This is a genomic window from Glaciihabitans sp. UYNi722 (assembly GCF_040549465.1).
Lineage (GTDB): Bacteria > Actinomycetota > Actinomycetes > Actinomycetales > Microbacteriaceae > Lacisediminihabitans.
Map to the genome: position 1 here is coordinate 1 of NZ_JBEPTL010000040.1, position 11809 is coordinate 11809.

The following is an 11809-nucleotide window of genomic DNA, read 5'->3' on the forward strand; positions in this document are numbered from 1 at the left end:
GAATCGTCCGGGAACCACTCCCGAAACTCCTGAAACGTCCGCGGATAATCCACACCGCCAACAGGCTCTTCGCTCACCAAACAAATCTACTGCACCCAAGCAGACATGCAGAACATGTGTTCGAATGTCCAGCGCTCAGCGCTCAGTCAGGTCAGGCAGGGAAGGCGACGCCCGTCAGCCGCTCTGACACGTCCCAGAGTCGGGCAGAGGCCGCGTCGCTGAGGGCTCGCTTCGGAATGGCGGCGAGCTTCGGCGCTCCGGTGAGTTCTGAGAAGCCGCCTGGTCCCCAGTAGGTGCCGCCTGCGGTATCCGCGCTCGTCGAGGCGTACAGCGCGGGCAGGATGCCCTGCGGTATCTGCTGCCAGAGCCGGCCGATGCGATGACTCGCCGTGTTGAGTCGCTGCAGCAGCGGAGAGCCGTTGCCGCCGTGGGTCGGACCCGTCACCTGCAGGTTGGTCACCGTCGCTCCGGGGTGGGCGGCGGTACTACGGATACTCCAGCCGCCAGCGAGACTGCGCTTTTCCAGTTCGCGCGAGAACATCAGCGTCGCCAATTTCGACAACCCGTAGGAGCGTGAGGGACTGTAGCTCCTCTCGCTCTGCAGGTCGGCCCAGTCCAGACGACCCGCGCGTGCCAGGATGCTGCTCAGCGAGAGCACCCGAGGGGCATCGGCCGCGCGCAACAGCGGTAGCAGATGGGCGGTGAGGGCGAAATGGCCAAGATGGTTGCCTCCGAACTGTAACTCGAAGCCGTCCTCTGTGGTGTCGCGCTTCGGAGGCATCATGATTCCCGCGTTGTTCAGCAGGAAGTCGATCGGGCGGCCCTCGGCGTTCAGCGTCTCACCGAGGGCGGCGACGCTGGCGAGCGACGACAGGTTGAGATCGCGGATGCTGAGCCGAGCCTCCGGAACCTCCCGGCGTATGCGAGCGATGGCATCCTCGCCCTTCGCGCGGTTGCGGATGGCCAGGATCACCTCGGCGCCTGCTCGGGCATAGCGCGTGGTGAGACCGAAGCCGAGGCCGCTGTTAGCCCCCGTGATGACGGCGAGTTTTCCAGTGAGATCGGGGACATCGACGTCGGCGAGAGTGCGTGTCATGGTGTGCTCTTCGGGGTTTGTGGCGGCCGTGGCGGACCGGGAGGAAAAGAGCACAGCATAACCCCTGTATCCTTGTAGTCTGTGCAATTTAATGGGCGGGCAAAACGTTGAAGTGTTTGAGGTTCGAAATCGGAGCCTGAGAAGCTGTCCACTCATCGAACGGTAGAATCCCGGCCGTTCATGTTCCCGTCTGCTTTCTTGCATGGTCGCGAGTGCGGCATCCGATGCGGTCCGGTTTTTGGCCTCGACTAGCGGCGATCCGCTATCGACACACAATTCAATGATTGAAGGCAGTAACGCATGATTTTTCAGGTTGGCGAGACGGTCGTGTACCCCCATCACGGCGCAGCGACGATTACCGCGGTCAAGACACGCACCATCAAGGGCGACGACAAGCAGTACATCACGCTGAACGTACATGCGAGTGACCTCACCATCGAACTCCCCGTCGAAAATGTCGAGCTCATCGGCGTGCGCGACGTCATTGACAGCGCCGGCGTCGAGGCGGTCTTCGAGGTGCTGCGCAGCGACATCGTCGAAGAGCCAGGCAACTGGTCACGCCGCTTCAAGGCCAACACCGAGAAGATGGGCAGCGGAAGCGTCTATCGCGTGAGCGAGGTCGTGCGCGACCTGTGGCGTCGCGACCAGGACCACGGCGTCTCCGCCGGCGAGAAGCGCATGCTGCTCAAGGCACGCCAGATTCTCATCTCGGAGCTCGCGCTGGCGCAGAACTCCAGCGACGAAGAAGCCTCTGCCGTTCTCGACGAGGTGCTCTCGACAGTTTCGGTCTAAGCACTCCAAGCCGAGGCGCTACCAGCCGAGCGTTCCCGGTTCGCCCTTGAAAGGGCCGACCACACGCGAGGTTATCCAGCCACCGTAGAAGTCACCGGCCTGCGGCGTCACGCGCTCGCCGGCGACTTCGCAGTCGTCCACCGCGGACGGATACACAGCTACGCGGTCGCGCAAACTTTCGTAACCACGACTGGGCGTGGGGTAGTACCACGCCGCCGCCTCAGCCACGACGGTACCCCCGCGCACCGAGAGGTATTTCGCTGCTCCCTTGAACTCGCAGAAACTCGCACCCTTCGCCGGTTCGAGAGCGCCATCGATAAAAGCGGTTCGCGGCAGGTAATAGACCGGCGGATGACTCGTCTCGAGCACTCGTATGGCATCCGTGGTGTCCACTATTGTGACCCCGTCCAGCCGCACCACGATCCGGTCGCTGCTCTCCTCTACCCGCGGCGGACGAGGATAGTCCCAGACGGATTCCTGTCCTGGGCCCGGCATGATTGGCGCGATTCGCATGTCGACCATTCTGCGCGGAGAACCTGCGAACTCCAGCGGAGGAAGTCGGCGATGAGCGCTCGGCGGGCTATATGCCTGTTTCGAGTCCCCACCGGGGCTATGTGAGTTCTTTGTCAACAAGTGCGCCCTGAGATGAACGGCAGGTAACAGCTCCCTGAAAAAAGACTGAAATACCAAACTACTTTGGTGCCCGCCCCGAAGTCTGGGCATGTCGATCGCAAAATACCCCCAGATGAGGGACGTGATCACCCCCGGTGTAGCTCGTCTCCGGCGTCGTCTACCCGAATTGCTGTCCTTCGGCGGTGTCGGCGCCCTCGCCTTCATCGTCGACGTCGGAATCTACAACGTGTTGCGTTTCGGTCCGATGTCGAATCAGATCATCACTGCCAAGGTGATTTCTGTCGCCCTCGCGACGATCGTGGCGTGGCTCGGCAACCGCTACCTCACCTTTCGCGCTCGACGCGGTCGCCCGGTTCTCCGCGAGGCGGTTCTCTTCGGCGTCTCCAACGTGATCGGCCTCGCCATCTCCGCCCTGTGCCTCTTCGTGTCGCACTACCTGCTCGGCTTCACCACCCCTTTGGCCGACAACATCGCTGGCAACGTCGTCGGGCTCGTACTCGGCACCACGTTCCGCTATTTCGCTTACCGCTCGTTCGTGTTCCGTACCCCGACTGGAGACCCCCACGATGAACTGGCTTTACTCCCTCCCTCTCGCAGATAGCCCCATCCTTCCCCCCTCAACGCAGGTCCCAGAGGCACCGGCTCCCAACCGCGGCGACCTTGGCCAGCTGCCCACCCTGAGTCTTCCCGAAGGCAACAGCATCGACTGGCTCGGTGTTCTCGGTCTCGCTGCACTCGTTCTCGTGGCTATCGGGCTGACCGCCATCGCGCTCACCACTCTCTGGTGGATGCTGCATGCCTGGAAGTCGGACGGCAACCTCAAGCGCACCGCGTTCTCCGAACACCCGCTCGACCCCGCACACTCCTTCACGCTCCTGGTTCCCGGCAGGCACGAGGAGGAGGTCATGGGGCAGACCCTCGATGTACTGGCAAGCCAGACCCATCCCGACTTCGAGATCATCGCGATCGTCGGAGACGACGACCCCGGTACCGATCGAGTGGCGCGGGAGGCAGCGGCGCGGCATCCGGGCATCATCAGGGTGATCGTGGACGACAGCGTCCCAAAGAACAAGCCGAAGGCGCTCAACCGGGCGCTTCCCTTCGCTCGCGGCGATGTCATCGGCGTCTTCGATGCCGAGGACGAGGTGCACCCGGAACTGCTGCGTCTCATCGACTCCCGCTTCAGCGAGACGGATGCCGCGGTGGTGCAGGGCGGCGTGCAGCTGATGAACTTCAGGTCCAGCTGGTGGTCGCTGCGCAACGTGCTCGAGTACTACTTCTGGTTCCGGTCTCGCCTGCACTTCCATGCCGGAGCGCGCTTCATCCCGCTCGGCGGCAACACCGTCTTCGTGCGCAAGGAATGGCTCGAATTCACCGATGGCTGGGATGCCGAATGCCTCGCCGAGGACTGCGAGCTCGGAGTGCGACTCTCCAGTGCCGGTGCCAAGGTGGTCGTGGCCTACAGCCCCGAGGTGGTCACCCGCGAGGAGACCCCGGGAACGCTCAAGTCGCTCTATAAGCAGCGCACGCGCTGGAACCAGGGCTTCCTGCAGGTGCTCGCGAAGGGGGAGTGGAAGAAGCTTCCGACGCTGAAGCAGCGGCTGTTCGCCCGCTACATCCTGGCGATGCCGTTCCTGCAGGCGATCACCGGACTCATGATCCCGCTCTCGCTCGCCCTAATCTTCTTCGTGAAGGTGCCGACGATCATCGCGCTGATCACCTTCATCCCGATCGCGCCGACACTCATCACCGTCACTGTCGAGATCGCCGGGCTCAGCGAGTTCGGTCGGATCTACGGCGAGAAGGTGCGGATGAGGGACTACGCACGCCTGATTCTCGGTACCTTCCCCTTCCAGATCTTCCTCGCCGCGGCTGCGGTGCGATCGGTGTTCCGGCAGATCCGTGGCGAGAACGGCTGGGAGAAGACGGAACACACCGGCGCCCACCGCGATGCCGCCGAGATCGTTGCCGAGCCCGAACTGGTGGGTGCGGGCCGATGACGAGCACTGTTTCGCACGGGTCGGCGCTCGCCGATCGTCTGGTCTCCGTGAGCCATACTTCGTCGGCGGCCGTGTCGTCTTTCCTCCGCCGGCACCGCCGCTCGCTGGTCTGGCTGACGCCGGTGCTCGTCGTCGCGGCCGTCGCATCCTTCATCAACATGGGTGGCTCACCGCAGCGCATCGACGACGAAGGCACCTACACGGCGCAAGCGTGGGCGATCAATGCGCTGCACGAACTCGCTCACTACACGTTCTGGTACGACCATCCGCCGCTTGGCTGGTTACAGATCGCTGGCTACACCCAGCTGACCGGCGCATTCGGACGCTACGACGTCTCGGTGCTCGCTGCGCGTGAAGCCGTGATCGTGATGTCGTTGATCGGTGTCGTTCTGCTCTGGGCGCTCTCCCGGCGACTCGGGCTGAGTCGGCCCGCGAGTGCGGTCGCAGCGCTGATCTTCGCCCTGTCCCCGCTGGCCGTGCAGTATCACCGCACGGTCTACCTCGACAACGTGGCTACCCCGTGGTTGATCGCAGCCTTCCTTCTCGCGCTCAGTCGGCGCCAGCAGTTGGCCGGTTTCGCCGCATCCGCCGCCTGCTTCAGCATCGCGGTTCTCAGCAAGGAGACCTTCCTGCTGGCGCTGCCGTTCCTGGCCTGGACGATGATCCGCAACGCTCGCCCCGAGACGCGTCGCTACACGCTGGCTGTCGCCTCGAGCGTGCTCGTGCTCGTCGGCTTCAGCTACGTGCTGCTCGCACTCATCAAGGGGGAGCTGATCCCCGGGTCCGATCGAGTCAGCCTGATCAGCGGTGTCGGCTTCCAGCTCGGTTCGCGAGCGAGCAGCGGTTCGATCTTCGATCCCGGCAGTCTTATCGTGCGCACTTTCTCGATCTGGTGGCACCTCGATCCGGTGATCATGGTGCTCGGAAGTCTCGCTTCCGTCACCGCGCTCTTCGTGAAGAAGATGCGTCCGATCGCGGCGATGATGGTCTTTTTGCTGCTCTTCATGTTCCGTCCCGGCGGTTACCTGCCGGTGCCCTATGTGATCATGCTGCTGCCCTTCGCGGCGCTGCTGATCGCCTGGGTCACCGATGTCGCCGTCGGCGCTGTCCGTCGACGCTCGAAGCGCGGGGTGCGTCCGATAGCCTGGCTGGTCATCGCCAGTCTGGCTGCAGCAGCGGCCGTACCGCTCTGGACCGTACAGCTGCGTGGCCTGTTCCACGCTGACCTCGACCAGCCGTTGAGGAGCGCGGAACAGTGGGTCGACACCAACGTCGCCCACGACAACCGGTTGATCGTAGACGACGCCATGTGGGTCGACTTCGTGCGTGCCGGATGGCGGCGTGACAACGTTGTCTGGTACTACAAGATCGACACCGATCCGGCCGTCGAAGCCCAGTCCCCGCGGGGCTGGAAGGATTCGGACTACATCATCACGACGGACTCGATGCGCACCTTCCCCGACGGTTTTCCGCAGGTGAAAGCCGCCCTGCAGAACTCGGTCGTGGTCGCCTCGTTCGGCCAGGGCACCCAGGCCGTCGACATCCGTCGCATCGAACCTCAGGGAGCAGCGGCTGCCAAGAAGGATGCTGCCTCAGCAACCCAGCTGCAGGCGGACGCTGGCAAGCAGCTCACGACCAACACCGGTCTGAAGCTCTCGACGGCCGACCGCAACCTACTGACGGGGGGCCAGGTGGATGTTCGCATTCCTCTCGCCCTCGGAAGCCAGCTGGCTGCGGCATCCGTGCAGATCGACGGATTCCCGATCGTGAGCGGCGAAGACAACAAGCTGCGCAGGCAGGTCGTGGTCACAGCCATCGGCGGCAAGCCCGTCGTCGACGGCGACAAACTCACCGCAACCGCCCGCGACTTCGTCGCCGGCCTTGTCGGCGACTATGCCCCATCCTCCGTCAGCGCGACAAACGGCTCACTACTCATCACCTACCCGGCTGACCCCTCAGTCGCCGTCATCCAGTAACTCAACGAAGGAGAATCCCCCATGAAAAAACTCCAGGTTCCAGGACTCATCCGCACGGCAGTCGTCGTCGCGGCGCTGGCGGCCGCCTCCATTGCGGTGGCCTCACCGGCCACGGCTGCGCCCACCCCGACGGCGGCCGGCACCACAGACGGTTGGATCCGTATCGCTCACCTCTCGCCCGACACGAAAGCCGTCGATGTGCGCCTGACGGCGCTCAGCGGCGGCGCGGCTCTCTACGAACTCGACAATGTCGCCTACGGCGCCGTCTCGCCCTACAAGAACATGGCAGACGGCGTGTACACGATCTCGATGGTTCCGGCGGGTTCGAAGGTCACCGCCAAGCCCATGATTAGTTCCTCGGTGAAAATCGAGCAGGGGCGAACCGTCACCGTGGCGGCCTACGGGGCCAACAAGAATCTCACGGTGAAGGTCTTCACCGACGACCTGACCTCGCCGGCACCCGGCCAGGCCCGCATCCGGCTGATCCAGGCCTCGACGGTCGCCAAGAGCGTGGATGTCACCACCACTACCGGCGTGCAGATCGCCGACAACGCCAAGGGTGGCACCGCGACCGGTTACGCAGAGGTCGCGGCAGGACCGTGGACCCTCGCGCTCAAGGCGTCGAAGATCAAGAACAGCGCGGCGGTGAATCTCGCGAACGGCAGCGTCACGACGCTTCTCGTTCTCGACAACGCCTCCGGCGGCCTGACAGTGAAGCCGGTGCTGGACAGCGCGGCGGTCGGATCCGCCCCTGTCGGCGGCGTTCAGACCGGTGGCGGCTACCTCGCCATGCATCACCTGGACGGCTTTGAGACCGTCGGGCAGTCGACACGATGACCGTCACTCGGCGGCGTGTGGTCGTGACGGCCGCAATCGTAGCTACCGTAGCCACCGCCGCGGTGGCGTGGCTGGCAGTCGGTAGCCCCGGCCTACCGCACTCCCAGCCGATGGCTGTCGGCCGCACCGATCCCTCGATCGTACCCACAGCCATTGCAAACACAGACCCGAAGGCTCTCGGCGAGGATTTCCTCGACAGCTGGGTGAGCGACGGACGGGTCATTCGCCGCGACCAGGGTTCGGACACGGTCAGCGAAGGTCAGGCCTACGGACTCCTCATCGCGGTATCGGTCGGCAGCGAAAAGCAGGTCGACTCGATCTGGAAATGGACGAAGACGCACCTCCTTCGAGATGACGGCCTGCTGGCCTGGCGATGGTCGGGTGGCAAGATCGTTGACCAGCAGCCGGCATCCGACGCTGATCTCGACACCTCACGTGCCCTCGTACTCGCCGGCTCGAAATTCGATCGGCCTGACCTGACAAAGGCCGGTATGACGATGGCCGGGGAGATCGCCGACCGGCTCACCGTGGAGACCTCACTTGGGCGCATCCTGCTGCCCGGTCTCTGGGCTGCTCAGAGCGAGCCGTACGCCTACAACCCCAGCTACGCCTCACCCGTCGCGTTCGCCGTCCTGGCCACAGCCACGAAGGACGCACGCTGGGACGAGGTTGCAAAGGGAACCCAGGCCGTGACCGACAAACTCCTGCAGGCCACCGCGCTTCCGCCGAACTGGGCGCAGGTGCACGCCGACGGTCAGGTGGACGCCATGCCGGGCCCGGCAGGCGTCGGCGACGCCGTGAGCTACGGATACGACGCGGAGCGTCTCGCACTTCGCTACGCGGAATCCTGTACGCCGGCCGACGAGGCACGCGCGGCTCTGCTCTTCCCGACCCTGGACCGCACGAAGACACTCACTGCGGTGCTGGATCTCGGGGGCGGCTCGCTGACCACCGACAGGCATCCGCTGGCCTACGCCGCCCGCGCGGCATCCGCTGCCGCGGCGGGCAAGGATGCCGACGCCAACGATGATCTCGCTCGGGTCGTGACGCTGTCGAACTCCACGCCCACCTACTACGGCAAGGCCTGGACCGCGCTGTCGATGAGCATGCTCCGGCAGAAGACCCTCGGTGGTTGCGCACCATTGGCAGGGGGCACCCGATGAGACGGATGCTGAAAGGTCCACTCTGGGCCTGGATCATCGGAGCGGCGGTGCTGGTGGCCGCACTGGGAGCGACGGGTGCTGCGGTCGTGGCATCCACCTCGGCTCCGACGGCGAGTTCCGCGTCACCGAGCCCACGGGAGGGCGATGCCGGGGGAGTGCAGGACCCGGTGTCGACCGCGACGAATCCGCCGGCACCCGGAGTCGTGGTCACCCACGTCGACATTCCCGACATCGGGGTCTCCAGCGACCTCGAACTTCTCAACCTGGACGGGAACGGTGCGCTGCTTCCACCCGTCGGTTTTGCGAAGGCCGGCTGGTACCAGGGCGGCGTGCTGCCAGGGGACGTCGGCCCGGCCATCATCGCCGGCCACGTCGACTCAGCCCACGGCCCGGCGATCTTCGCGCATCTGGGCGATGTGCAGCCAGGGTCGAAGATCACGGTGACGCTGTCCGACGGTCGGGCGCTCACCTTCGAAGTGCAGAAATCCGAGAAATCGCTCAAGACGCAGTTCCCCACCAGCGACGTCTACGGCAACGTGCCGACGCCGCAGCTCAGGGTCATCACGTGCGGTGGTCCCTTCGACCCCAGGAGCGGTCACTACACCGAGAACCTGGTGCTCTTCGCCACGCTCGTCAGCTGACATCGATCGCAGATAAGGAACCCGAAATGCTCGAAACACTTGTCATCGTTCCCACCTACAACGAAAAAGAGAACCTGGAACCGATTGTCGATCGGATCCTCGCCGCGTCGCGCCACACCGACATCCTGGTCGTGGACGACAACTCACCCGACGGCACTGGTGACCTGGCCGACGAACTCGCGCTGCGGTATCCGGAGGTCAACGTGCTCCACCGTGCCGTCAAGGACGGCCTGGGCGGTGCCTACCGTGCCGGCTTCGCCTGGGGACTCGATCGCGGATACTGGGCGCTGGTGGAGATGGATGCCGACGGCTCGCACCACCCGGAAGACCTGCCGCGCATGATCGAACTCCTGGCAGAGCACGACCTCGTTCTCGGCTCCCGTTGGGTTCCGGGCGGAAAGGTCGAAAACTGGCCGATGCGCCGGCAGCTGCTCAGTAAGGGCGGCAGCGCTTTTACGCGGGCTGCCCTCGGCATCGAGGTGCGCGACGCGACGGGCGGATACCGGGTGTTCAGCGCCGACGCACTGCGGCGACTGGAACTCGGCGGGGTGGCGAGCCAGGGCTACTGTTTCCAGGTCGACCTGCTCTGGCGGGCGCTCGAGCACGGCCTGCGGGTGGTCGAGACGCCGATCACCTTCACCGAGCGGGTCGTCGGCGAATCGAAGATGAGCGGCAGCATCGTGATCGAGTCACTTCTGCGCGTCACCGCCTGGGGGTTCAAGCGCCGTGCACGGGCCGTGGCCGGCCTGGTCGGCGAAGGTCGACGCCTTCCATCGGTTCGGGCGAGCTACCACCGCGTGCTTCCCAACTCCAGGATGCGCGACTGATCTATCGAGACTGCAACCACGAGAGTCGCCACATTGCCCCTGCAGATCTGTGATTAGGGCCACTTGGCGACTCTCGGTGCGCAGCAGTCGGTAGCAAGGCGGCGGACGGATTTCGTCTACTCTCGAGAAGCAACGGGAGAGGAGACGTATGAATGATTCCGTTCTGACCATCATTTGGATCGTCTCCTTCGTGCTGGTCACGGTCGCCGTCACCGGGTTCTCCCGCAGAATCGGCTGGTCGGCACCGATCGCGCTCGTCGCTGTCGGGGCGATCGTCTCCTTCATCCCCGGTGTGCCCCAGGTGGTGATCGAGCCAGACCTGATTCTCTACGGGCTGCTGCCGCCGCTACTCTTCGCGGCAGCCATCCGCACCTCCTTCGTCGATGTGCGGGCCCGCGGCGACAGCATCTTCACGTTGTCCGTCGGGCTCGTCGCGTTTACGGTCGTCGCCGTCGGATTCTTCACCTGGCTGCTGGTTCCGGCGATCACTCTCGCGACGGGCTTCGCCTTCGCCGCCGTCGTCGCGCCGACGGATGCGGTGGCGATCACCGCGATCTCCGGTCGTCTGCGTCTTCCGCGACGCCTGGTCACCATCCTCGAGGGCGAGAGCCTGTTCAACGACGCGACGGCGCTTGTGGCTCTCGCCGCCGCCATCACCGCCATCGTCGGAACGCTCAATCCGTTGGCCGTTGCCGGGGATTTCGTGCTCGCCGTGGTGGTGGGCGTAGCCTTCGGTTTCACCGTCGGCTACGCGCTAACCGCCATCCGCAAGCTGCTGCACGCCCCGGTGCTCGACACCAGCCTGTCGCTGGTGACGCCGTTCATCGCCTTCATTCCCACGCAGCTCCTGCACGGATCCGGCGTGCTGGCCGTAGTGATCGCCGGCCTTATCGTCGGGCAGAGCGCGCCCGTGGTGCAGTCGGCGCGCGCTCGGATCGCCGAGACCCTCAACTGGCGCACCATCCGCTTCCTGCTCGAGAACTCAGTGTTCCTGTTTATCGGGCTCAACCTCGCCGGCATCCTGCGCGGCGTGACGCAGTCGGGCCTCGGCCTCTGGCAGACGATACTGATCTGCGTTGTCACCCTCCTGTTCCTCACCTTCGCGCGATTCGTGTGGGTTGCGATGCTCACCGTGATCTATCGCTTCGGCCCCCGTCGTCTCCGCGCGCGATCGTGGACCTGGAACAACGCCATCGCGATCAGCTTTGCGGGGCTCCGTGGAGTGGTCACGCTCGCGGCCGTCTTCCTCCTGCCTCCGGTGCCCCAGCGGCCATTCCTGCAGTTCCTCGCCTTCGTGGTGGTGGTCGGAACCCTCCTCCAGGGCCTCGCGCTGCCCTGGGTCATCCGACGGCTCAGGCTTCCGCCGCCCAACGGCGACCAGGAACTCGTCGAGGCCCAGATGCTGATGGCCGAGGCGAAAGCTGCCGGTGTCGTGCAGCTGGACATCGAGATCTCAGAGGCTGACAACGCGGCCGTCGTCGATCGGCTTCGCGCGGATGCGGCCTTGCTCGGCGAGTCGCTCAGCGACCAGGGTCCGGAAGATTCCGAACCGGCGCAGGCCGCTTTCGGCCGGCTTCGGCTGGCGATGATTCTGGCCGAGCGTCAGGCCGTGCTGGCGGCTCGTGCCGACGGCCGCTACCAGGAACCGGCGGTGCGGGCGATCCTCGCGGCGATCGATGCCGAGGAGATCGCGATCCGCACCCTCGCGCCGAGGAGCGGCGACGATTAGCCGAGGCTTGACCAACCATGACTAGTACTGCAGTCGCGTTTATTTCAGGTTCGTCGGTGTGTTTCGAGATTTGAGGCGCGTGTTGGTGTTAATTCTTGCGGGTGAGCGATGATGT

Annotated in this window: 11 protein-coding genes; 9 read left to right on the plus strand and 2 right to left on the minus strand. The window is 64.8% G+C overall.

What is annotated here, in order from left to right:
- Positions 1-151 precede the first annotated feature (151 nt).
- Complete coding sequence (locus ABIB56_RS17965) at positions 152-1096, minus strand: SDR family oxidoreductase (protein WP_354570594.1); 945 nt, start codon at positions 1094-1096, stop codon at positions 152-154.
- 300 nt (positions 1097-1396) lie between these two features.
- On the opposite strand from ABIB56_RS17965, the gene ABIB56_RS17970 reads away from it, so the two are divergent.
- Positions 1397-1888 (plus strand): CarD family transcriptional regulator, encoded by a 492-nt coding sequence (locus ABIB56_RS17970; RefSeq protein WP_354570595.1) that lies wholly within the window; start codon positions 1397-1399, stop codon positions 1886-1888.
- Positions 1889-1906: 18 nt separating this feature from the next.
- Here the strand turns inward: ABIB56_RS17970 and ABIB56_RS17975 are convergent, their stop codons facing one another.
- Positions 1907-2401, minus strand: coding sequence for a DUF427 domain-containing protein (locus tag ABIB56_RS17975; protein WP_354570596.1), 495 nt, complete (start codon positions 2399-2401; stop codon positions 1907-1909).
- Between the two features lie 208 nt (positions 2402-2609).
- Here ABIB56_RS17975 and ABIB56_RS17980 point away from each other — a divergent pair, with 208 nt between their 5' ends.
- The 8 genes from ABIB56_RS17980 to ABIB56_RS18015 all read left to right on the plus strand — a co-directional run bounded on the left by ABIB56_RS17980 (position 2610) and on the right by ABIB56_RS18015 (position 11694).
- Entirely contained in the window at positions 2610-3122 is a 513-nt protein-coding gene (locus tag ABIB56_RS17980; protein WP_354570597.1) for a GtrA family protein, read from the plus strand.
- A complete protein-coding gene (locus ABIB56_RS17985; RefSeq protein WP_354570598.1) occupies positions 3088-4521 on the plus strand; it encodes a glycosyltransferase in 1434 nt (477 codons plus the stop codon). Before ABIB56_RS17980 ends, ABIB56_RS17985 begins: the two co-directional genes overlap by 35 nt.
- Positions 4518-6497, plus strand: a complete 1980-nt coding sequence (locus tag ABIB56_RS17990; RefSeq protein ID WP_354570599.1) for an ArnT family glycosyltransferase — start codon at positions 4518-4520, stop codon at positions 6495-6497. Before ABIB56_RS17985 ends, ABIB56_RS17990 begins: the two co-directional genes overlap by 4 nt.
- 21 nt (positions 6498-6518) lie before the next feature.
- Positions 6519-7334: a DUF4397 domain-containing protein gene (locus tag ABIB56_RS17995; protein WP_354570600.1), complete on the plus strand. Its 816-nt coding sequence runs from the start codon at positions 6519-6521 to the stop codon at positions 7332-7334.
- 23 nt (positions 7335-7357) lie between these two features.
- A complete protein-coding gene (locus ABIB56_RS18000; protein WP_354570601.1) occupies positions 7358-8497 on the plus strand; it encodes a glycosyl hydrolase family 8 in 1140 nt (379 codons plus the stop codon).
- A gap of 5 nt (positions 8498-8502) precedes the next feature.
- Positions 8503-9138 (plus strand): sortase domain-containing protein, encoded by a 636-nt coding sequence (locus tag ABIB56_RS18005; protein WP_354570602.1) that lies wholly within the window; start codon positions 8503-8505, stop codon positions 9136-9138.
- A 26-nt stretch (positions 9139-9164) separates the two neighbouring features.
- Positions 9165-9965, plus strand: coding sequence for a polyprenol monophosphomannose synthase (locus tag ABIB56_RS18010; RefSeq protein WP_354570603.1), 801 nt, complete (start codon positions 9165-9167; stop codon positions 9963-9965).
- A gap of 148 nt (positions 9966-10113) precedes the next feature.
- A complete protein-coding gene (locus ABIB56_RS18015) occupies positions 10114-11694 on the plus strand; it encodes a Na+/H+ antiporter (RefSeq protein WP_354570604.1) in 1581 nt (526 codons plus the stop codon).
- Positions 11695-11809: the final 115 nt, after the last annotated feature.